General features: G+C 62.9%; 18 protein-coding genes and 2 tRNA genes. 3 read left to right on the forward strand and 17 right to left on the reverse strand.

Annotated features, from left to right (window positions below; genetic code table 11):
• Positions 1-118: 118 nt before the first annotated feature.
• From rpoB to CS1GBM3_RS06645, 10 genes are all read right to left on the reverse strand, one after another.
• The gene (gene rpoB / locus CS1GBM3_RS06595; RefSeq protein WP_072392994.1) at positions 119-4276 is read right to left on the reverse strand and encodes a DNA-directed RNA polymerase subunit beta; all 4158 of its coding nucleotides are present in this window, start codon (positions 4274-4276) and stop codon (positions 119-121) included.
• 412 nt (positions 4277-4688) lie between these two features.
• Positions 4689-5066, reverse strand: a complete 378-nt coding sequence (gene rplL, locus CS1GBM3_RS06605; RefSeq protein ID WP_072393000.1) for a 50S ribosomal protein L7/L12 — start codon at positions 5064-5066, stop codon at positions 4689-4691.
• 95 nt (positions 5067-5161) lie between these two features.
• The gene (rplJ, locus tag CS1GBM3_RS06610; RefSeq protein ID WP_072393003.1) at positions 5162-5680 is read right to left on the reverse strand and encodes a 50S ribosomal protein L10; all 519 of its coding nucleotides are present in this window, start codon (positions 5678-5680) and stop codon (positions 5162-5164) included.
• A 409-nt stretch (positions 5681-6089) separates the two neighbouring features.
• Positions 6090-6854, reverse strand: coding sequence for a 50S ribosomal protein L1 (gene rplA / locus CS1GBM3_RS06615; RefSeq protein WP_072393006.1), 765 nt, complete (start codon positions 6852-6854; stop codon positions 6090-6092).
• A gap of 4 nt (positions 6855-6858) precedes the next feature.
• Positions 6859-7305 (reverse strand): 50S ribosomal protein L11, encoded by a 447-nt coding sequence (gene rplK, locus CS1GBM3_RS06620; RefSeq protein ID WP_072393009.1) that lies wholly within the window; start codon positions 7303-7305, stop codon positions 6859-6861.
• A gap of 169 nt (positions 7306-7474) precedes the next feature.
• Positions 7475-8011: a transcription termination/antitermination protein NusG gene (gene nusG, locus CS1GBM3_RS06625; RefSeq protein WP_072393011.1), complete on the reverse strand. Its 537-nt coding sequence runs from the start codon at positions 8009-8011 to the stop codon at positions 7475-7477.
• A gap of 65 nt (positions 8012-8076) precedes the next feature.
• On the reverse strand, positions 8077-8274 hold the full coding sequence (gene secE / locus CS1GBM3_RS06630) for a preprotein translocase subunit SecE (RefSeq protein WP_072393014.1): 198 nt from the start codon (positions 8272-8274) through the stop codon (positions 8077-8079).
• A 109-nt stretch (positions 8275-8383) separates the two neighbouring features.
• Positions 8384-8459: transfer RNA gene (locus CS1GBM3_RS06635), tRNA-Trp, on the reverse strand.
• A 208-nt stretch (positions 8460-8667) separates the two neighbouring features.
• Entirely contained in the window at positions 8668-8991 is a 324-nt protein-coding gene (locus CS1GBM3_RS06640; protein ID WP_072393017.1) for a YbjQ family protein, read from the reverse strand.
• 43 nt (positions 8992-9034) lie between these two features.
• Positions 9035-9108 (reverse strand) — tRNA-Gly (locus CS1GBM3_RS06645).
• Between the two features lie 215 nt (positions 9109-9323).
• Between CS1GBM3_RS06645 and CS1GBM3_RS06650 the strand changes: the two genes are divergently transcribed.
• Complete coding sequence (locus CS1GBM3_RS06650; RefSeq protein ID WP_072393020.1) at positions 9324-9635, forward strand: DMT family transporter; 312 nt, start codon at positions 9324-9326, stop codon at positions 9633-9635.
• Positions 9636-9757: 122 nt separating this feature from the next.
• Here the strand turns inward: CS1GBM3_RS06650 and CS1GBM3_RS06655 are convergent, their stop codons facing one another.
• The 7 genes from CS1GBM3_RS06655 to CS1GBM3_RS06685 form a co-directional block, all read right to left on the reverse strand.
• Positions 9758-12115: a DUF1989 domain-containing protein gene (locus CS1GBM3_RS06655; RefSeq protein ID WP_072393809.1), complete on the reverse strand. Its 2358-nt coding sequence runs from the start codon at positions 12113-12115 to the stop codon at positions 9758-9760.
• Positions 12116-12211: 96 nt separating this feature from the next.
• Positions 12212-13585, reverse strand: a complete 1374-nt coding sequence (locus CS1GBM3_RS06660) for a flavin-containing monooxygenase (protein ID WP_072393023.1) — start codon at positions 13583-13585, stop codon at positions 12212-12214.
• A 122-nt stretch (positions 13586-13707) separates the two neighbouring features.
• Positions 13708-14829 (reverse strand): aminomethyl transferase family protein, encoded by a 1122-nt coding sequence (locus tag CS1GBM3_RS06665; protein ID WP_072393026.1) that lies wholly within the window; start codon positions 14827-14829, stop codon positions 13708-13710.
• 62 nt (positions 14830-14891) lie between these two features.
• The gene (locus tag CS1GBM3_RS06670) at positions 14892-15932 is read right to left on the reverse strand and encodes a heme-dependent oxidative N-demethylase family protein (RefSeq protein ID WP_072393029.1); all 1041 of its coding nucleotides are present in this window, start codon (positions 15930-15932) and stop codon (positions 14892-14894) included.
• A 38-nt stretch (positions 15933-15970) separates the two neighbouring features.
• Positions 15971-16933, reverse strand: coding sequence for a PDR/VanB family oxidoreductase (locus tag CS1GBM3_RS06675; protein ID WP_072393041.1), 963 nt, complete (start codon positions 16931-16933; stop codon positions 15971-15973).
• Positions 16930-17535: a dimethylamine monooxygenase subunit DmmA family protein gene (locus CS1GBM3_RS06680; RefSeq protein WP_072393043.1), complete on the reverse strand. Its 606-nt coding sequence runs from the start codon at positions 17533-17535 to the stop codon at positions 16930-16932. Before CS1GBM3_RS06680 ends, CS1GBM3_RS06675 begins: the two co-directional genes overlap by 4 nt.
• 86 nt (positions 17536-17621) lie before the next feature.
• On the reverse strand, positions 17622-19403 hold the full coding sequence (locus CS1GBM3_RS06685) for an APC family permease (protein WP_072393045.1): 1782 nt from the start codon (positions 19401-19403) through the stop codon (positions 17622-17624).
• Positions 19404-19838: 435 nt separating this feature from the next.
• Here CS1GBM3_RS06685 and CS1GBM3_RS06690 point away from each other — a divergent pair, with 435 nt between their 5' ends.
• On the forward strand, positions 19839-20597 hold the full coding sequence (locus CS1GBM3_RS06690) for a hypothetical protein (protein WP_072393047.1): 759 nt from the start codon (positions 19839-19841) through the stop codon (positions 20595-20597).
• A gap of 1 nt (position 20598) precedes the next feature.
• The gene (locus tag CS1GBM3_RS06695; protein ID WP_072393049.1) at positions 20599-21372 is read left to right on the forward strand and encodes a FadR/GntR family transcriptional regulator; all 774 of its coding nucleotides are present in this window, start codon (positions 20599-20601) and stop codon (positions 21370-21372) included.
• The last annotated feature ends 39 nt before the right edge of the window (positions 21373-21411 follow it).

Genomic DNA, 21411 nt, shown 5'->3' on the forward strand with positions numbered 1-21411 from the left:
GGGCGGCGTCCCAAGAATTTCGTCGGTGCTCCCTCTGCCCGGCATCTGCGGACCGAGGGTAAAGCGAGGGGCAGAAGCGGCTCGCAGCGCTTGGCTGCCCCTCACCGATTTGCAATCGTTACTCGGCGGCTGCCGGTGGCAGACGCGGCCGCTCAGCCGACGGCGCGGCTTCTTCCTCGACCGCGGGCGTATCGGAGTTGATCAGCTCGACGTTGAGGCCGAGCGCACGCATCTCCTTGACCAACACGTTGAAGCTTTCCGGAACGCCTGCCTCAAACGCATCGTCGCCGCGCACGATGGCCTCGTAGACCTTGGTACGGCCTGCGACGTCGTCCGACTTCACGGTCAGCATCTCCTGCAGCGTGTAGGCGGCGCCATAAGCTTCCAGCGCCCAGACCTCCATTTCGCCGAAGCGCTGGCCGCCGAACTGCGCCTTGCCGCCCAGCGGCTGCTGGGTGACGAGCGAGTACGGGCCGATCGAACGCGCGTGGATCTTGTCGTCGACGAGATGGTGGAGCTTCAGGATGTACTTGTAGCCCACCGTCACCTTGCGATCGAACGGCTCGCCCGTGCGTCCGTCGTAGAGGCGGACCTGGCCCGAGCTGTCGAAGCCGGCAGCATCGAGCATGTCGACGATATCGGCTTCCTTGGCGCCGTCGAACACCGGAGTCGCGATCGGCACACCCTTGGTCAGCTTCTCGGCAACGGATGCGAGGTCGTCGTCATTGACCGACGACTTGATGACATCCTTGCCGTAGATCTTCTCCATCTCGGCGCGCAGCTCGTCAGCCTTGCCAGAGGCATGGAACTCCTGCAGCGCCTCGTCGATGATGCGACCCAAGCCACGGCAGGCCCAGCCCAAGTGCGTCTCCAGGATCTGGCCGACGTTCATGCGCGAGGGCACGCCGAGCGGGTTCAACACCACGTCGACATGCGTGCCGTCCTCGAGGAACGGCATGTCCTCGCACGGCACGATGAGCGAGACGACGCCCTTGTTACCGTGACGGCCGGCCATCTTGTCGCCCGGCTGGATCTTGCGCTTCACGGCGACGAAGACCTTGACCATCTTCATGACGCCGGGCGGCAGCTCGTCACCGCGCTGCAGCTTGTCGACCTTGTCAACGAAGCGACGCTCGAGGCTCTTCTTGGCTTCCTCGTACTGCTTGTTGATGGCCTCGACCTCGGCCTGGGCCTTCTCGTCCTTGAGGCCGATCTCCCACCACTGGCTGCGCGGGATGTCGGCCAGGATCTCCTCGTCAAGCGAGGTGCCTTTGCGCGCGCCGCGCGGTCCCTTGGCGACTTCCTTGCCGAGGAGCGAGTCCTTCAGACGCGCGTAGACGTTACGGTCGAGAATCTGCAGCTCGTCGTCGCGGTCCTTGGCGAGACGCTCGATCTCCTCGCGCTCGATCGCCATGGCACGCTCGTCCTTGTCGACGCCGTGGCGATTGAACACGCGCACCTCGACCACCGTGCCGGTGACGCCCGGCGGCAGACGCAGCGAGGTATCGCGCACGTCGGATGCCTTCTCGCCGAAGATGGCGCGCAGGAGCTTCTCTTCCGGAGTCATCGGGCTCTCGCCCTTCGGCGTGATCTTGCCGACGAGGATGTCGCCCGGATTCACCTCGGCGCCGATGTAGACGATGCCGGCCTCGTCGAGGTTCTTCAGCGCTTCTTCCGAGACGTTCGGAATGTCGCGCGTGATCTCCTCCGGCCCGAGCTTGGTGTCGCGGGCCATAACTTCGAACTCCTCGATGTGGATCGAGGTGAAGACGTCGTCGTACACGACACGCTCTGAGAGGAGGATGGAGTCCTCGAAGTTGTAGCCCATCCACGGCATGAACGCGACGAGCACGTTCTTGCCGAGCGCCAGATCGCCGAGGTCCGTCGAGGGGCCGTCAGCGATGATCTCACCGGCCTCGACGCGATCGCCGACGTTGATCAGCGGGCGCTGGTTGATGCAGGTGTTCTGGTTCGAGCGCTGGAACTTACGCAGGCGGTAGATGTCGACGCCGGGTTTCGACGGATCCGTCTCGTCGGTCGCACGGATAACGATACGGGTGGCGTCCACCTGGTCGACGATGCCGGCGCGGCGTGCGGCGATGGCGGCGCCCGAGTCACGGGCCACCACTTCCTCCATGCCGGTGCCGACGAGCGGCGCCTCAGCCTTCACGAGCGGCACAGCCTGACGCTGCATGTTCGAGCCCATGAGCGCGCGGTTGGCGTCATCGTTCTCGAGGAACGGGATGAGCGCGGCCGCGACGGAGACGAGCTGCTTCGGCGACACGTCGATGTAGTCGACGCGCTCCGTCGGCACGAGCATCACGTCGCCCTGATAGCGAACCGTGACGAGGTCCTCGGTCAGGTTGCCCTTGGCGTCGATGTCGGCGTTGGCCTGGGCGACGTGGTGGCGCATCTCCTCCATGGCGGAGAGATAGGCCACGGTGTCGGTCACCTTGCCGTCCTTCACCTTGCGGTAGGGGCTCTCGATGAAGCCGTATTTGTTCACGCGCGCAAAGGTCGCGAGTGAGTTGATAAGGCCGATGTTCGGGCCTTCCGGCGTCTCAATCGGGCAGATGCGGCCGTAGTGCGTCGGATGCACGTCGCGCACCTCGAAGCCGGCGCGCTCGCGCGTCAAGCCGCCCGGGCCAAGCGCCGAGAGACGGCGCTTGTGGGTGATCTCGGAGAGCGGGTTGGTCTGGTCCATGAACTGCGAGAGCTGCGAGGAGCCGAAGAACTCGCGCACTGCCGCCGCCGCCGGCTTGGCGTTGATGAGGTCCTGCGGCATCACGGTGTCGATCTCGACCGAGCTCATGCGCTCCTTGATGGCGCGCTCCATGCGGAGCAGGCCGACGCGGTACTGGTTCTCCATCAGCTCGCCGACCGAACGCACGCGGCGGTTGCCGAGGTGGTCGATGTCGTCGATCTCGCCACGGCCGTCGCGCAGGTCGACCAGCGTCTTGATCACGGCGAGGATGTCCTCGCGGCGCAGCACGCGCATGGTGTCCGGCGCATCGAGCTCGAGGCGCATGTTCATCTTCACGCGGCCGACGGCCGAGAGATCATAGCGCTCCGCGTCGAAGAACAGGCTGTGGAACAGATTGGTCGCCGCCTCGATGGTCGGCGGCTCGCCCGGGCGCATGACCCGGTAGATGTCCATCAGCGCTTCCTGGCCGTTCGAGTTCTTGTCGATGTTCAGCGTGTTGCGGATGAACGGGCCGATGTTGACGTGGTCGATGTCGAGGACGTGGAACTCCTTGACCTTCTGGTCTTTGAGCTCGGCAAGCAGCTTCGCGTCCAGTTCCGCGCCGGCTTCAGCGTAGATCTGGCCGTTCTCCAGGTTGACGATGTCCTCGGCGATGTAACGGCCGGCGAGATCCTCGGACGAGACGAGCACCTCCTTGAGACCGTTCTCAGCAAGCTCACGCGCCTTGCGGGCCGTGATCTTCTCGCCCGCCTTGGCGACGACGTCGCCGGACTTGGCGTCCATGAGGTCGGCGAGCGGGGTCATGCCGCGCATCTTCTCGGGCGCGAACGGCATCTTCCAGCCGCGCTTCGATTCCTTGACCGAGATCTGCTTGTAGAACGTCGACAGGATCTCTTCGTCGTCGAGGCCGAGCGCGTAGAGCAGCGTCGTCACCGGCAGCTTGCGGCGACGGTCGATGCGCACATAGACATTGTCCTTGGCGTCGAATTCGAAGTCGAGCCAGGAGCCGCGGTACGGGATGATGCGGGCGGCGAACAGGAGCTTGCCCGAGGCGTGCGTGCGGCCACGGTCGTGATCGAAGAACACGCCCGGCGAACGGTGCATCTGCGAGACGATGACACGCTCGGTGCCGTTGATGACGAAGGTGCCGTTCGACGTCATGAGCGGCATGTCGCCCATGTAGACGTCCTGCTCCTTGACGTCCTTGATCGACTTCGAGCCCGTCTCCTCGTTCACATCGAACACGATCAGACGCAGCTTGACCTTCAGCGGCGCGGAGTAGGTCATGTCGCGCTGCATGCACTCGTCGACGTCGTACTTCGGCGGCTCGAACTCGTAGCGCACGAACTCGAGCGTCGCACGGCCGGAGAAGTCGGAGATCGGGAATACGGACTTGAAGACTGCCTGCAGGCCGTGATCGTCAGGGCGGCCGCCGGGCGGCTCCTTGACCATCAAAAAGTCGTCGTAGGAGCTTTTCTGAACCTCGATGAGGTTCGGCATCTCCGCGACCTCACGGATGTGCCCGAATTGTTTACGAATGCGCTTGCGGCCATTGAAGGTCGTCTCAGCCATATCCCGCTCCTCATCTCGCCGGGGCCGTGCCAGGGGGCTGCACAACCACTCGCCTTTTTGTGCCCAGCGCCGGGGTCGCCATCCCCTACGCCTCGTCTCGTCGAGACCGATGATTCACGCTTCAGGCTGATAAGGCCTGAAGCGATCATGGTCTCCTTCTGGACCGATGATTCACGCTTCAGGCCGATAAGGCCTGAAGCGATCATGGTCCTGAACCTCTTAAACGGCTCGCCGGAGGGCCTCGAAGCGGGTTTTGACCCACTTGAGATCCTCCGGGGAACCGTCTCGCGGCCCGCCTTTTCGGCGGACACGGCCATTCTTTCATCTGCCCGCCTTCGGCAGACAGACGTGCGGCAGTAGGCAGTAAGAGCGACCGGTTTCCCGACTGCCCGACTGCCTACCGCCAAGTGCCTTACTTCAGCTCGACCACAGCGCCCTGATCCTCGAGCTGCTTCTTGAGCTTCTGCGCCTCGTCCTTCGAGACGCCTTCCTTCACGGTCTTGCCGCCGGCCTCGACGAGGTCCTTGGCTTCCTTGAGGCCAAGGCCCGTGATGGCGCGCACTTCCTTGATCACGTTGATCTTCTTGTCGCCGCCCGACTTCAGGATGACCGTGAACTCGGTCTGCTCCTCTGCAGCAGCGGCAGCGCCGCCAGCAGCCGGGGCAGCCGCAACGGCCACAGCGGCAGCAGCCGACACGCCCCACTTCTCCTCGAGAAGTTTGGCGAGCTCAGCTGCTTCAAGAACGGTCAGGTTCGACAGATCCTCAACGATCTTCGCAAGATCCGACATTGTATATAATCCTTCCGGTTAAGCCTTCGAGAGGGGCGCTTTGTCTCAGCCTTCGGATGGCTGAAAGCGCCGGTTTTGTTAGTTTCCACAAAGTCTTATGCGGCTTCGCCCTGCGATGCCTTGGCTTGGACGACGCGCGCGAGCTTGGCGCCGGGCTCTTTGATCGTGCGGGCGATCTTCGTCGCCGGCGCGTTCAAGAGACCGATCAGCTTGGCCCGGAGCTCGTCAAGCGAGGGCAGTTCGGCGAGAGCTTTGACGCCGTTCGCATCAAGAACAGAGGTGCCCATCGCACCGCCGAGGATCACGAGCTTCTCGTTTTCCTTGGCGTAGTTGACGGCTGCCTTTGCCGCGGCAATCGGATCCTTCGAGTAGGCCAAAATGGTCGGCCCGGTGAAGAGATCAGAAATGCCTTCGGCCTGGGTGTCCTTGAGCGCGAGCTTCACCAGCTTGTTCTTGGCTACCTTGACAGCACCGCCCGCCTCTTTGACGCGTTTGCGGAGCTCTGCCGATTGAGAAGCCACCAAGCCGGTGTTGTGGGCGACGACGACCACGCCGGTGTCCTTCAACACCTCGTGGAGGTTCGTCACGAGCTCGTGTTTTGCGGCTCTATCCACCTCAACACTCCTGGTTGCGATTTAGGCCTTGCGGCCTCATCGCGGGTTGCACCTTGCCGCGGGGTTCGACCCCTCCCTTGACCCAAGGGAGTGCCCTACCGCGACGCTCGTCCTGTCCTGACCGCGCGCGTGAGCGGCACGGTGCTGACCCAGAAGGCTCATACCGGAACGGCGCTCTATCGAGCGTCAAACCGGGTGGTCTCCCGTCTCCTGCGGGCCCTCTTTCGAGGATTAAGCCTCACCGATCTCTCGGCTCAGCGCCCATCATTCTCGGACAGGCTCCCGCCTTTCGGCGAGAGATCCGCAATGCCTGCCCGTGAGCGGGCATTGCGGAATTCTTGTTCCAGACCGACGCCTCAGGCTGATAGGGCCTTCGGCGATCATGGTCCGGGGCTGCGAGCCCGTCCGCTTACGCGGCCGGGGCAGCCGAAACGACGGTTCCGGTGTCGACCTTCACGCCCGGCCCCATGGTCGAGGAGAGCGACACCTTCTTGATGTACGTGCCCTTGGCGCCTGCAGGCTTGCCCTTGGACACGGCATCGACGAACGCCTTGATGTTCTCGACGAGCGCCTGCTCCGTGAAGCTCGCCTTGCCGATGCCGGCGTGCACGATGCCCGCCTTCTCGACGCGGAACTCAACCGAGCCACCCTTGGCGCCCTTGATGGCGCTGGTGACGTCCATCGTCACAGTGCCGACGCGCGGGTTCGGCATCAGGCCGCGCGGGCCGAGCACCTTACCGAGACGGCCGACAAGGCCCATCATGTCCGGCGTCGCGATGCAGCGATCGAAGTTGATCACGCCCTTCGAGACGCTCTCGACGAGATCCTCAGCACCGACGACGTCGGCGCCGGCGGCCTTGGCCTCCTCGGCCTTGGGGCCGCGGGCGAAGACGGCGACGCGCGCCGTGCGGCCCGAGCCGTTCGGCAGATTGCAGACGCCGCGCACGACCTGGTCAGCGTGCTTCGGATCGACGCCGAGGTTCATGGCGACCTCGATCGTCTCGTCGAACTTCGCCTTGGCGCGCGACTTGATCAGGCGCACAGCCTCTTCGACACCATACGCCTTGTTGCGGTCGATGCCCTTCTGGACCTCGGCGTTGCGCTTGCCACCCGCAGCGTGCGTCGCGGCGATCACCTCAGGGGCGACGGACGATTTCTTTGCTTCCTTGGCCATGCGACTACTCCACCACCCTGAGGCCCATCGAACGGGCAGAGCCGGCGATCGTCTTGGTGGCCTGCTCCAGATTGTCCGTGTTCATGTCCTTCATCTTCAGCTTCGCGATTTCCTGAAGCTGAGCGATGGTGATCTGGCCAGCGACGTCGCGGCCGGGGGCCTTCGAGCCAGAGCCGGGCTTGCCCGTGGGCTTCATGCCCGCGGCCTTCTTGATCAGATACGTCGCCGGCGGCGTGCGCATCTCGAAGGTGAAGGAGCGGTCGGAATAGACCGTGATCTTCACCGGAATCGGTGTACCCTGCTCAAGGTCCTTCGTCTTGGCGTTGAAGGACTTGCAGAACTCCATGATATTGACGCCGCGCTGGCCAAGCGCAGGGCCGATCGGCGGAGACGGATTGGCCGCTCCCGCCGGGACCTGTAGGTTGATGTAGCCGTCGATCTTCTTTGCCATCGTATCCCCTAAGTTCTCGAGGAAGCTTGCGCATCCTCAGGGTTAGCGGTCATCGGGTACGGGCTAATCCCGGACCCTCCCGCAAATTCGGGCGGACAGACCGCATGCGGCTCTCTCCACCCTCGACCGGCGCGGCAATCGCACCGGAAGCTCATAGTCTTGCCAGCCGCTAGGCCGGCACCTTCTCCACCTGCCCGAACTCGAGCTCGACCGGCGTCTTGCGGCCGAAGATCGAAACGCCGACCTTGAGGCGGGAACGCTCGCCGTCCACTTCCTCGACTTCGCCCTGGAACGAGGCGAAGGGACCATCGACGACCTTCACCTGCTCGCCGACCTCGTAGATGATCGAAGGCTTCGGACGCTCGACGCCCTCCTTGACCTGGTTCAGGATGCGGGCCGCCTCGTCATCCGAGATCGGAATCGGCTTGTTGTCGGCACCGAGGAACCCGGTCACCTTCGGCGTGTTCTTGATCAGCACGAAGGCGGCGTCGGTCATCTCCATCTTCACCAGCACGTAGCCAGGAAGGAACTTGCGCTCAGCCTGCACCTTGCGGCCGCGCTTCACCTCCACGACCTCCTCGGTCGGCACAACCACCTCTTCGAAGAGGGTGTCGAGCCCAGCCGACCGCGCGCGCTCCTTGATGGCGTCGGCCACCTTGCGCTCGAAGTTGGTGTAGGCGTGAACGATGTACCAGCGCTTGGCCATTTCTTAGATCGTCTCTCGTGTCCTGCCCCGCGGGACGCCCCGCAAACCCGGCATACTTCTCGGGGTCAAGCGCCGAGCCCAAGCACCCAGTTAACCAGCCATCCGAGTGCCAAGTCCGTGAAGAGGAAGAAGACGGAAGCCAGGGCCACCATGATCAGAACCATGACCGTGGTAATCCACACTTCCTTCCTCGTCGGCCAGGTGACTTTGGAGACCTCCTGCCGTACCTCTTGAACGAATTCGAACGGATTGAACTTCGACATCAAAACCGCTTCCCGAGCGCCATGCGACAAATTGACGCACCCATGCCCAAAGGGTGAATCTGCGGGCTGGACCAGGCGCCCTCTTCACTGATCCACCCAATAAACCTCATGGCAGGGGTGGAGGGTCTCGAACCCCCAGCCTTCGGTTTTGGAGACCGACGCTCTGCCAATTGAGCTACACCCCTATCGCACGGCTTATACGCGCCTCATCGACGCGAAAGGCGCACATGCCTTATGCGGGGGCGGCATCCTTAGCCGAACTTTTGACGTTTGTCACCGCCTTAAGGTGACTTTATTGGGGCGTGCAGCAACAAACCTTCGCATCGCCCAGTTATCCACAGCACGCGCCGCCGTTACGCTGCCATTTTCGGCGCGAACTCGCCGCCTATTCCGTCACCCGACCTTCTCGACAACGACGGCCGTGCCATAGGCCAGCACCTCGGTCACGGCGGAGGCGATCTCGTTGGCGTCGTAGCGCATGGCGAGGATGGCGTTGGCACCTTTGGACTCGGCCTGCTTGATCAAGAGATCGAAAGCCTCCTGGCGCGTCTGCTCGGCGAGCTTGGTATAGAGCGAGATGTTGCCGCCGAACAGGATCTGGATCGCGGCGCCGATGTTGCCGACCACGCTGCGCGAGCGGACGGTGAGGCCGCGCACGACGCCCAGATGCTGCACGACGCGGTAGCCCTCAAGCTCATTGGTCGTCGTAATGAGCATCGGCACTCTCCCCCAAACGCACCCGCGGTGATCAAGCGGAAGTTGGAGCGGGTGATGGGAATCGAACCCACGTATTCAGCTTGGAAGGCTGCTGCTCTACCATTGAGCTACACCCGCATACGCGAAGCGATATTCCACCGTACGGCCGCGCGCGAGCGGTTCTGATAGACGTTTTGGGTTCAGCTGTGAAGAGGCCGCGATCGATGTGTCGCCCGCCGCCTTCCCATGCTTGAAGTCGCGGCAACACATTCTATTATATGAGCCTGCGAGGCCACGACCTCCCCCGCCATGGGTAAGATTCCGGGACGACCCGGAGCGTGGAGGAGGCTATCGTGGCCTGGATCTATCTCGTCATCGCCGGTTTGCTCGAAATCGTCTGGGCCTTCGCCATGAAGCAGTCCGACGGCTTCACGAAGCTCGTGCCAAGCGGCATTACCCTCGGGGCCATGGCCGCAAGCTTCCTGTTTCTCGCGCTCGCCATGAAGACGCTGCCGCTCGGGACTGCCTATGCGATCTGGACCGGCATTGGCGCGATCGGCGCGTTCTCGGTCGGCGTGCTGATGCTTGGGGAAGCCGCTGACGCGGTGCGGATCGGTGCGGCCTCCATGATTTTCTTCGGGATCGTTCTGATGAAGCTGGCGTAGGGGCTGAGGCTTCCGTCCCACACACAAAAAAGAGGACACCTCAACGGGGTTGAGGTGTCCAGTTGGTCCACAGTTGCACACAGCCGTGGAGGGGGAAATCAGAGTCGGTTGGGATCCGCGCCCTACATCCGAACACGCTCCTTCTTGGGATCGTAGAACGGGAACGGGACAACCTTGGCCTTGAAGCGCTTTTGCAGCCCGTCGAGACGTCCGATCTCAAGCTTCATGTCGAGTTCGGCGTGAGTGACGTCGACGCGGGCGAAGGCCAGCGTCTTCTTCAGGAGGGGCGAGCGCAGGGCACTGGTGATTATGCCGACCTGTGCGCGGCCGACGAACACCGGATCGCCGTGGGACGGCTTCTCGTTACCGGTGATCTCAAGGCCCACAAGCTTGCGCAGCGGATTGGCGCGGCGCTTCTCGATCGCGGCGCGACCGATGTAGTCCTCCTCCTTCTTGGCGGGCACCGTGAAGGCGATTCCGGCCTCGAACGGGTCGGTGGTGCTGTCGAAATCGTGGCCGCCGAAGACGAGGCCCGCCTCGATGCGCACCATGTCGAGTGCTTCGAAGCCGAATGGCGTGAGCCCCAGCGGCTTGCCGACGGCCATGATGGCGTCCCACACGGCAGGTGCATCCTTCGGGTGGCAGAAGACCTCGTAGCCAAGCTCGCCCGTATAGCCGGTGCGCGAGACGAGCACGGGGATGCCGGCGACACCTCCGATGCGGCCGATGGTGAAGCGGAAGAGACCAAGCTCCTCGATGGTCGGACGGCCCGGCTGCGTGCCGACCACCTCCTTCAAGATCTCGCGGGACTTCGGCCCCTGGACGGCGACGTTGTGAATCTCGGGCGTCGCGGTCTTGAGGTTGATGTTGAAATTCGACTTCTCAGCCTGCTGCTTCAGCCAGATCAGGCTCGCGTCGTCGCCGCCGATCCAGCGGAAGTTGTTCTCGCCGAGGCGGAACAGCGTGCCGTCGTCAACCATGCCGCCGTGCTCGTAGCACATGGTGGTGTAGAACACTTGGCCGACAGAGAGCTTGCGAACGTCACGGGTAACGATGCCTTGCAGGAATTCCTCGGAATCGGGGCCCAGCACCTCCATCTTGCGCAGCGGCGAGAGATCCATGATCACGGCGCCCTCGCGGCAAGCCCAGTACTCCTCGATGGCGCCGGCGTTGGCGAAGTGATGCGGTACCCAGAAGCCGCGGTATTCGCCGAAGGCGCGCGTGAGTGCGGAGGTGCGTGGGTGGAACCCGCTCTCGCGCGTGAGCTGGAGGGGAGCGTCTGGTGACATTCTGTATCCGATCGAGCGTTTGAAGGGAGCGTCCTTGGGGTAGACCCGCACCTGGATTTCCGTCAGGTGCCAGCCGTTGGACGCATCGATGTCGGAGGGACACGACGAGGCACCGCAGACGAGGTCGGTCAGCGCGCGCATGACGACGTAGTCGCCGGGGCGCGACCACGGCTCGTCCGACCAGATGTGGTTATGGCAGTCGACGTTGGTATTGTAGAAGAAGTTGATCGCCGGCCAGCCGCTCTGGGCGCTGATGGGCGTGTATTGCTTCAGGGCGTTGTTGAAGTTGTCCGTGCAGTTCGGATGGCCGAAGTAGCCCATGTCCTCGTAGTAGCGCGTGGTGCACGCGAGGTTGAACGTGTCGTGGCGGCCGACGGTGTCCTGCACGATCTCGACCAGAGGATTGCGATCGCGGTCGAAGAACTTCGAATGCAGGAGGCCCGGCACCGGATAAGCGGCGCCATTCAGCGTCCGTGTCGTTACCGCATCGAGGCCATGCTCGCGGCCCTCGTCGAGCGCCTTGCGGTTGAAGGCCAGGAAGTCGGAGCACTGGCGGCCCTGCACGTCGATGATCTGGATGTACTCGCCCTCGTAGACCTCGAAGCTCCCGGCGCTGGCGACGTCGATGCGTATATCGAGGCGCGGCTCGGCGATCGGATCCGGCAGGCGGGCCGTGTTCAGAAGGCGCGGGTTGGCGCGGCGGATAAAGATCAACACATCGGACGGCGGCGTCTGCTCCCAGACAACCATTGGCTCGGCGGGTGCGCCGAAGACGGCGAAGCAACTACGCTCCGCTTCCATCGCAACCGTCTCGCCAGGGCCGGCATCGGGTGCCAAAAGGCGAACAGCTTTGGCGTGGCTTAGGTCGAACCCGCGCCGGAAGAGACCGAAGCGGACGCGTGCCGCGTCCTCGGTATCCTCCGACAGGGCGCGCTCGATACCAAGCGGGCGCGCGCGGCCGGTGAGGCCGAGGGCACCGAGATCACTCTTGCCCTTGGCTCCAAAGACGACGACCTCGACGGGCTGACCACCCTCGAGCGACGCGATCTCGATGCGGTCACCCGCGTCGATCTCGAAGCCCGCCGTGCCGCCTGCCTTCAGCACGTAACGCTCGACGGCCGGCTCAAGCGAGGTGGTGCCCGCGGCGAAGAGCTTCGGTCGCGATGGCGAAGTTAGAATGGTTGCGCTCATGGCATCCTCGAGATGGGGCATCCTCGATACTGGAAGCGATGCGGATGAGCCGGCCGCCTCATCAGAGCCGGCCGGCTCCTTGTCTGCACCCGGCGACTACTCGGCAGCCTCTGCGGGCTTGGTGTCCGGCTGATTGAGGAAGGCCTCCATCGAGTCGTCCAGCGCCTGCATCCACGGGGTGTGGTGGACCGGCGCCACTGTGCCGGTGAGCAATGACCGGTGCGACTGATCGCGGTAGGTCAAGATGTTCTCCATCTTGTGATGCTCCCACTCCTTGAACATCTTGGCGACGCCATCGACGTCAAGGCGCGGGTAGTCGGTCGGCGTGATGAGATCGCGCACGTACTCCGTCTGGAAGTCGATGGCTTGCGAGGGATCCTCTACCGCCTCCTCCAAAGCGATCCATTTCTGAATGTCGGCCGCCATCTCGTCGTACCTCGGCAGCTTGATGCGGCCGAGGACAACATCACGGGCGTACCATGCCTGCGCGTCGAACATATTGAAGGTGTAGAACTGATCCTGCATGCCGATGAACATCAGCTTCGGGTTGCCGTACCAGAAGATGCCCTTGTAGAGGCTCGGCGGATAAAGGCGGTTGCGCGTCTTCAGACGCAGGTTGTCCTCGAGGAACGGGTGGTGGTGGAGGTAACCGGTGCACAGGATGATGGCATCGATCTCTTTGCTGGTGCCGTCCTTGAAATAGCAGGTCTTACCTTCGACTCTCTCGAGCAACGGACGTTCGGAAAAATTCTCGGGCCAGTTAAAGCCCATGGCCCGCGTGCGATACGAGAACGTCACCGACTTGGCGCCGTATTTGTAGCACTGGATGCCGATGTCTTCCGACGAGTAGCTCGCGCCGATGCACAGCACGTCCTTGCCCGCGAACTCGTCCGCCGAGCGGAAGTCATGCGAGTGGAGAACGCGGCCCGGGAATTTGTCGAGACCCGGAAACTCCGGAATTTGCGGCACCGAGAAGTGACCGCTGGCGCAGAACACGTAGTCGAACTCGGACGACGTCAGCGAGTCATGCTCGAGATCCTTCACCGTCACCGTGAACTTGCCGGTCTTTTCGCTATAGCTCACCCAACGCACGGCGTGGTTGAGCTTGATGTAATGCGAGATGCCGTTCCGCTCGATACGGCCCTTGATGTAGTCGTGCAGTACGGCGCGGGGCGGGAATGACGGGATCGGGCGACCGAAATGCTCCTCGAAGGAGTAGTCGGAGAACTCGAGACACTCCTTGGGACCGTTCGACCACAAATAGCGGTACATACTGGCGTGAACGGGCTCGCCATACTCGTCGGTGCCGGTGCGCCACGTGTAGTTCCAGATGCCGCCGCTATCCTTCTGGCGCTCGTAGCAGACGATATCGGGAATCGTTGCGCCCTTGAGACGGGCGCTCTCGAAGGCCCTCAGGACGGCAAGACCGCTCGGACCGGCTCCAATGATGGCGATGCGCTGTTGAGTCATTTCGCTTCCTTCCACACTCCAATGGTGATGTCAGACGTCCGTGAGAGCACCGATCCGGACCATGAGGGTTTCAGTCATAAGTCCGCCGCCACGCGGGGCGCGGCGGCGGAGTGGTCTTGCTTCTAGCTCCGCGGATGCGTGCGCAGGCGGAGCGGGTCGTAGAAGGGCATTCTGACGACGGTGGCGGGTAGCTCTCCGTTGTCCTCGATGACGAGCTCGGTGCCGAGCTTGGTGTACTCCTGCTCGATCTGCGCCATGGCGAGCGATTTCATCAGGTGCCTCGAGAAGACCGTGCTGGTCACGACGCCGACCTGCTTGCCGCCGGAGGTGATCTTCGAACCCGGCTCGACTGCGCGGTCGGTGTCGACCTCGAGACCGGTGATGAACGAGCGCTCCTTGCCCTTCCTTGCGATCAGGGCTTCCTTGCCGATGAAGTCGGACTTCGAGAGATCAACGGTCCAGTCGGCTTTCACCTCCCAAGGCGTGGTGTCCCCGTGCGTCATGTCGAACGGGAAGAACAGGAGACCGCCTTCGACGCGGACGATATCGAGCGATGTCCAGGACACCGGGATTACGCCCTTGTCCTTTCCGACCTCGAGGATCTTGTCCCAGATGAAGTGGGCGTCCGCCGCCGAGCAGAAGACCTCGTAGCCGCGCTCGGCCGAGTAGCCGCCGCGGGCGATGCTGACCGGCTTCCCGAACAACGTCGTCTTCTCGTGCCGGAAATACGGCAGGGCGGCGAGGTCCATCGGCGTATGGGGCGCCAGCACCTCGAGCGCGAGAGGCCCCTGCAGGGACAGGATATGAACGTCGTTGTCGCGCTTCACCGAGACGTTGAACTTGGCCGCCACGGAGGGCAGAGCCTCCTCGAGAGCGCCACCGCCGTGGGAGAGACGGAACTCGTTCGGACCGTCCACGTAGACGAGCACGTCATCGATTAGCGCGCCCTCCTCGTTGACGATGTTCGAGATGTGCGAGTCCCCGGGCTGAGCCTTCGAGACGTCGGAGGTCAGGAGGTAATTGAGGAAGCTCAGCGCATCCGGACCCGTGACGTTCAGCATCTTGAGGGCGGTGACCTCGATGAGGCCGGCCTTGGTGCGGATCGCAGTCACCTCGTCGTAGGGATCGGTCGCATAGTTCTGCGGGATCGGCATATCGTTCCACGACGTTGCCGTCATGTCCGCTCCGAGTGCGATGTGTCGATCGTTCAAGACCGACTGTCTGGTTTCCTTGCTCAGGCTCATTGAATAGACCTCCCGTTTGATTGCTTTGAGGGATATTGGGGTGTTGTCGGTGGGTGGTTGGCTCAGTCCGGCCCGCCGCCGGGCGAGGTCGGCGCGCCATCGTCGTATTTCTTGAGCCAGTCGATTGTCGTCTGGCGATAGCGCGTCAGGCCCTTGTAGTCGGCGATCTCGTTGGGCAACGTCTCGAGCACGCGTGGCAGGCGGCGACCCCACTTCGGAACCGTCGCGAGCTCCTTCATCTTGATCATGTAGCAGCGGATCGAGAACAGGATCGCGTTGGAGCGCGGCAACCGCCACAGGCCCTGCAGCTCGACGCGCAAGTGCACCTTGTCGCCGACGTTCTCCGGCGTCACCGTCGTGCGGTCGGTGCCCCACTTGTGGTAATTCTCGGGGCTCGTATCGAGGCGCGGATTGATCGTCATCGTCCAATTCAGGCGGCGGACGGGCTTGCCGACCTGAAGATTCAAGAGGAACTTCAGAGCGCGCTCAAACACGCCCTTCTCGTGCGCCAGCGGCACAGGCCCGTGCCACTCGAAGAAGTTCATGCCGATGTCGAAGTCGAGCGACCAATCGGCCTGCGTGGTGATCAGGCCGGCGTCCATCCAGAGCTGTCCGTCGCGCTGGTCCTGGATAGAGAAATCGCCCTGGCACTGGCGGCCGATGTACTCCATCGGCTCATACGGCAGCGTCGTGTGATCGCCGAAGGTGAATTTCTGATCGATGCCGAGCGGGCGGTTGATCCAATGCCAGCGGTCACCATCTTGGGTTAGCGAGAAGTGCTCGGGATAGTCGCGCGCCATGCTCGTCATCAGAAGCTCGAGCATGTCCCATTGGGCCGTCATCATGTGCGGCAGCGCTTGACAGCGGCCCGGATCGGCGGCGAGCACCTGCTCGCGGTCGCGCATCTCGGACACGTAATGCTCGTCGATGTCGATCGGGAACTCGTAGACCGATCCCTTCGGACCCGGCACGTGCGGCTCTATGTTAACCGCATACATGTACTTGTCCTCGTGGAACGGGAACGGGAAACGACGGATCGCTTCGGGACTGTTCGAGAACGTGAAGTCGTCGCGGAACGTTTCAGTCTTGAATGCCAACACCATGTCGTGTGTCTCCCTGGATCGCGGGGTTCTGGGGGCGCTCAGAGGTCGAGCGTGATGGCGTCGCCGGAAATGCGGGAAATGCAGATCATGATCTTGCGGCCCGCGGCCTTGTCGGCTTCGCTCAGGTAATGGTCGTTGTGCTCAATGAAGCCGTCGCAGGCGACGACCTGGGTCTCACACTGGCCGCAGGCACCGCCGCGGCAGAGGAACGTCGCGTCGATGCCGTTCTGCTCCAGCGCCTCGAGGATGCTCTGGTGGCCACCGACCGTGATTTCACGCGCCGAACGCGTCAGCTTGACGACAAACGGCTTACCGGACGGAGGCGTTGAGAATTGCTCCGAATGGACGTTCTCGTCGGGCCAGCCTGCGAGCGTTGCAGTTCTCAGCGCCCAATCGATCATGGGTTTCGGGCCGCAGACATACATGTGCGCGCCGAGCGGCTGGTTGCTCAGCACCTTCTCCAGTGGGACAAGCTGGCCCTTGTCTTGGATGTAGAGATGCACGCGCGAGCCGTAGAGCGTCTCGAGCAGCTTGCAGAACGCTCCGTCCTCGAGTGAGCGAACGCCATAGTGCAACTCGAAATCGGCGCCGAGAGCGTTGAGCTCGCTCATCATCGACATGAAGGGCGTGATACCGATGCCGCCGGCGACGAGAATGTGTTTGCGTGCAAGCTTGGCGGGTGGGAACAGGTTCAGGGGCTCGCTGATCTCGAGCTCTGTGCCAACGCGGACCTGCTCGTGCATGAATTCTGAGCCGCCGCGCGAGTCCTGAACCTTGAGCACACCGATCTCGTAGCTCGATGGATCACTCGGAGTACTCATCAGCGAGTAGGGGTTTCGGAACATGCGTCCGTCCGCCCTCATGCTGACGGTGACGTGCGAGCCTCCCGAGAACTGCGTCAGCGGCTCAGAGTCCGCACTGACGAGACGGAAGCGCTTGATGCGGCTTGCGACCGGCTCAATCTCGGCGACACGGACGCGGCGTAGGGACGAAGTCGTCATTGGAACTCCACCTGAGGCTCGGGCTTGTCTTGCGGATCTTCGGCGTTGATGCAGACGCCTTGGAAGGCGGCGAGACGCCGGGAATAGTGATCGCGGACCAGCAGCAGCAGCCCGCAGTGCGGGCACGGGACCGGGTTGGTGGTGACGTTTTCGATCATGCCCTTGCAGTGCACGCACTGGACGCGACGCTTCAGCGAGCCGCGATGCTCCGTGCGGACCGACAGCGGGTCGATGAAGTGCTTGGCGCCGGCCTGCACGACCGAGCCAATCAGCGGCTCCGTACCGGCTGCGTAGAGACGCAGACCCATGGTCGCCGCGGCCAGCCTGGCGTTGAGGCGCCCGATTGCCGTCGTGAGGTCGTCCACGACCTCGACGCTTGTGGGCGCGAGGCGTTTCACGGCCGCGTCGCGCTCGCCTGTGCTCATACCCTCAGCGGCGAGGATGATGTTCGTGCGTTGTCCGAATTCGGCGTCGGCACGGGCAAGAAGCTCGGCCGCTGCTTCTGCTCCACCCTGATCGCAGACGATCAGATTGGAGCGGGCGTTCGGGTCGGGACTAAGACCAGGATAGACTGGCCGGCTTTTAATTCCGCTCACGGGCATCCACCTCACTTCAAACTGCCGTTTCCGGCCCTTGGTCGAAGCGGGCCGTGGCGGCGGAGGAACCCGCCACAGCCCACTTCGCGCGTCTACCCGGGCAGCTGGAAGAACCAGTTCGCGATCAGCACCACCGCCAACCCCGCGACGAGCGTGAGGTAGGGAAGGATGCCGGCTTTGCGCTGCTTCAGATCTGCCTGGGTCAATCCGAGATCGCTCAGCATGTGAGCGGGGAACACGCCCTTGTCCTGGACATAGTGGCGGTACCAGAACACGGGCAGGATCAGGAACGCGGTGAACAAGCCTGCCCAGAGCGCGATCGGGTTCCACACCTTCGCGCCCGCGCCCATGAAGACCGCGTTGACGTAGGCGAGCACGGTGCCCGCTGCGATCACCCACGTCGGCGCGCGCCACGGCCGCGTCACGTGCGCGTTGTCGATGCGGTGAATCCAGCCCGAGTTCAGGTTGAGGAAGTTGAAGATGATGTAACCACAGTTCGACACGGCGAGGATGAAGAAGAAGCTCGTCGCGTCGGCGCAGGCAATGGCCAGGATCGCCAGGTTGACCACGAGATCCGTCCACATGGCGGCCGTTGGCGCGCCGTGCGAGTTGACGTGGGTCAGATAGCGCGGCAGCCAGCCGTCCCGCGCGCCCTGGTAAAGCGTGCGCGAGGAACCTGCCATCGCCGTCATCAGGCAGAGCATGAGCGCAAGGATCATCATCATCACGAGCAGGCTCGTGATCCATCCTCCGTGGCCGACCATCTGACCCATGGCCTCGGCAACACCCGAGCCATCGACGATGGACGGCGCGAGCATGCCGTCGAGTCCCAGCACGCCCTGGAACGTGAACGGCACCAGCGTGAAGAGCGCGAGGCAGAGCAGTCCCGAGTAGAATATGGCCTTGAAGGTGTCGCGGCCGGGATCGCGGAACTCACGCGTGTAGCAAATGGCGGTCTCGAAGCCATAGGTCGACCACGCGGCGATAAACATGGCGCCGAGGACGAGCGTCCAGCCGGGGATGTTCCATTCGCCGAGCGCCGGCTCGTAGGCAGCGGCCAGCGGCTGGATGGGCGTGTAATTCGACCAGTCGATCTGCCCGGTTAGAATCGGAACGATGCCGACGATGAACATCGGGATGATGACGGCGAGGCCGATGAACTTCTGCACGGCGGCCGTGCCGAGGATGCCGCGATGCTGGATCGCGAAGGTGACGAGCATCAATACGGCGCCGATAACAAACGCGGCGTTGAAGGAGAACGACACCGGGCCCAGCGTGCCCTGGAACAGCGTCCACTCACGGATGGCAGGCGTCAGCGCTGCAACGGCATCGGCCGAAAGAAGGGTAGACACTGCATCAGCCGCGGTTTTGCCTTCGTGGGCGGCGAGCCACTCCAGGACGCGGGGCGAATCCGCGGGAATCGAGCTGGCGTGTGCGCTGACCCAGGCCAACACGTGCGGCGCGTCGGCAGGCGGGATCGGCACTAGAGCGTTCAGGATGTAGGCGGCTGCGATGGAGCAGCCGAGCGAAAGCACTGGGGTCCAGGCGAACCAGTTGCACCACACCGAGAGCGGCGCGATCACCTTGGAGTAACGGACCCAGGCCGCGGCACCATAAACGGATGCGCCGCCTGACTTATTGGGAAAAAGGCCCGCGATTTCAGCGTAAGTGAAGGACTGAACGAGGCCCATGAGCATCGAGACAGTCCAGACGAGAAAAGCGACATTTCCCGCAACGCCTGCAATTCCGCCTATCGAAAACAAGACGAGGGCGGGAACGCCGCTCGCTACCCAAAAAGCCCCTCTCCAATCAATGGCCCGTACCAGATGAGTTGAAGATTCACCTGGCACGGCGTCGGCCGCTAGCGCTCCCATTCCCGTCATTGGTTGCTCCCTGCTGCGTTGTTATCGGTTCAAGTTTTTCTTTGATTTCCTCCCCGTTTCCCCTTTGCCCGGCGCGAAACCCCGCGATCGGGAAAAGCCGAAACTGGTGCCGGGCAGGCTCTGGAAGCGCTCACAATCGCAACCAATTCAAACCATTTTATACCACCAGAACGCCGGACAACCGGCATCTTATGAAATGCTTTCCCCCTCGCAACCCGTAAAATTCCATCTCCAAGAAAAATGTTTGAACTTTGTGCAACTGCACAATGAATAAGCGCCTTGAACTCCTGAAAATTTGATTCATTGCTGCACCTGCAAAGCTATATTGGTTTTTATTGGTACTTATTGGTTGCAATTCCGTCGAACTCAGGCATTCTTATGAAAACCGAGCATCCAAAAAGCTCGGTACAAGAGCGGGAAACGTCCATGAGCGAGAGACCAAACGAATGGGCGCGCATGACAATTGCGGGCTTCCAGGCGATTGGGGCTTCGCGGCATTCCGAGGCCGGTAGGCTGTGGATTTCTGCCGGAGCGGAGGTCGATCCATTCCTTCCCGATGACCCGCGGCGCGCGGTTGCCCAGTCGAATGCCGGCGTTGCCCACGCTCTCCTCAGCGCGCCCTCGGAGGCGGACGCACATCTTGCAGCCGCCGAGCGAGGCTGGATGCGTCTTGTTAGCCTGGCCGAAAACTCGGACCCGGCACTCGCGGCGGGAAGCTCTGCATTCCAGTTCCGGCTCGCCTCGAAAAATCTCGGGGTATTTCAATCCATTCAGCGCAAGCGCCTCCAGCACCAGTGCGAAGCCGCGCTGGCCATCACCCGCTTCAATCGCCTTGCCGTCGGCTCGGCGACGGCTGCTCAAGCGATGGCGCCTACGCTTGCCTCGCTTCTGTCGGGCCTGCACGGCACCCGCTCGCCCGAGGTGCAGTTGCTGCGTGACGGGGATACGTCGGCCCCCAAGACCCAGTCGGCTGACACGCCCTATGCGGACAAAGCAACCGAGCTGAACGCTCAATACGGCCGCCTCGAGACGTGGCCGACGGACATCTGGCAGCTGCTCGGGCCGGCGCTCGCGTTGCTGGCGCTCATCCGCCCAAGCCTCGGCGCGAGCGCGCCGGGTAGTTCCGAGAATGCCTCCGCTGACCGCTCGGCCCGCGCGGCCACCCTTACATCAAGCAGGCGATAACATGACCCAGACCATCGACGTCACAACGCCCCCGTGGGTCAACGACATCTCACGCCATCCGCTCACCACGCCGCAAGCGAAAGAGATTGCCACGGCCATCTTCGCGCGCATCTCATCGGGGGCCTATACGTTCGGGACGCGGATTCCCGCCGAACGCGACCTTGCGGTCGAGTTCGAGGCGACGCGCGCCACGATCCGACAAGCGCTCGAGTTCCTTGCAACCTATGACGTGGTCTCGCGGCGGGCCGGAAGCGGCACCTTCGTGTCGCATCGCGGCCCGGCGTTACAAAAAATCGAGGCCAACGGAGGTCAGCAGTCGGGCCAGCTCACGATTCACCAGCTCGCCGAGACGGCCTCGCCGTTCGCAATGAACGTCGCGGAATCGATCCTCGAGCCGGAAATGGTGCGGCTCGCGACAATCTACATGTCGACCCGCGATCTTTCCGAGCTCAGCCAGCAGCTGGCGCAGATCGAATCCATCGTCACGGAGTCGGACAGGTTCGCCTCGCTCGAGGACGACTTCATGATGATGATCGCGCTCGGCACGCACAATTCGCTGATCGCCGCCATGTACGCGATCCTGCACGAGGTTCGACGGCAGCCACAATGGGCCTCAAGCCGCATGCAGATGCTGACGCCGTCCAAGATCCGCAGCACCCAGATGCTGCTGCGTTCGCTTTACGATGCGATCGCGCGGCGCGATGTGGAGACGGCCGTCGAACTCATCAAGCTGCATGTCGCCAGCACGCACGAGGACATGATCTACGAGTCCTAATCCCACTTTTGATCAGAGAGCTGCCCCTTCGCACCGTGA

The organism is Hyphomicrobium sp. CS1GBMeth3 (assembly GCF_900117455.1).
Classification (GTDB): domain Bacteria; phylum Pseudomonadota; class Alphaproteobacteria; order Rhizobiales; family Hyphomicrobiaceae; genus Hyphomicrobium_C.

Excerpts from the sequence above, each read along its gene's own strand:
- rpoB (WP_072392994.1), bottom strand. The coding sequence starts at position 4,276 with ATGGCTGAGACGACCTTCAATGGCCGCAAGCGCATTCGTAAACAATTC.
- rplL (WP_072393000.1), bottom strand. The coding sequence starts at position 5,066 with ATGTCGGATCTTGCGAAGATCGTTGAGGATCTGTCGAACCTGACCGTT.
- rplA (WP_072393006.1), bottom strand. The coding sequence starts at position 6,854 with ATGGCCAAGGAAGCAAAGAAATCGTCCGTCGCCCCTGAGGTGATCGCC.
- rplK (WP_072393009.1), bottom strand. The coding sequence starts at position 7,305 with ATGGCAAAGAAGATCGACGGCTACATCAACCTACAGGTCCCGGCGGGA.
- nusG (WP_072393011.1), bottom strand. The coding sequence starts at position 8,011 with ATGGCCAAGCGCTGGTACATCGTTCACGCCTACACCAACTTCGAGCGC.
- secE (WP_072393014.1), bottom strand. The coding sequence starts at position 8,274 with ATGTCGAAGTTCAATCCGTTCGAATTCGTTCAAGAGGTACGGCAGGAG.
- CS1GBM3_RS06640 (WP_072393017.1), bottom strand. The coding sequence starts at position 8,991 with ATGCTCATTACGACGACCAATGAGCTTGAGGGCTACCGCGTCGTGCAG.
- CS1GBM3_RS06655 (WP_072393809.1), bottom strand. The coding sequence starts at position 12,115 with ATGAGCGCAACCATTCTAACTTCGCCATCGCGACCGAAGCTCTTCGCC.
- CS1GBM3_RS06660 (WP_072393023.1), bottom strand. The coding sequence starts at position 13,585 with ATGACTCAACAGCGCATCGCCATCATTGGAGCCGGTCCGAGCGGTCTT.
- CS1GBM3_RS06665 (WP_072393026.1), bottom strand. The coding sequence starts at position 14,829 with ATGAGCCTGAGCAAGGAAACCAGACAGTCGGTCTTGAACGATCGACAC.
- CS1GBM3_RS06670 (WP_072393029.1), bottom strand. The coding sequence starts at position 15,932 with ATGGTGTTGGCATTCAAGACTGAAACGTTCCGCGACGACTTCACGTTC.
- CS1GBM3_RS06675 (WP_072393041.1), bottom strand. The coding sequence starts at position 16,933 with ATGACGACTTCGTCCCTACGCCGCGTCCGTGTCGCCGAGATTGAGCCG.
- CS1GBM3_RS06680 (WP_072393043.1), bottom strand. The coding sequence starts at position 17,535 with ATGCCCGTGAGCGGAATTAAAAGCCGGCCAGTCTATCCTGGTCTTAGT.
- CS1GBM3_RS06685 (WP_072393045.1), bottom strand. The coding sequence starts at position 19,403 with ATGGGAGCGCTAGCGGCCGACGCCGTGCCAGGTGAATCTTCAACTCAT.
- CS1GBM3_RS06690 (WP_072393047.1), top strand. The coding sequence starts at position 19,839 with ATGAGCGAGAGACCAAACGAATGGGCGCGCATGACAATTGCGGGCTTC.
- CS1GBM3_RS06695 (WP_072393049.1), top strand. The coding sequence starts at position 20,599 with ATGACCCAGACCATCGACGTCACAACGCCCCCGTGGGTCAACGACATC.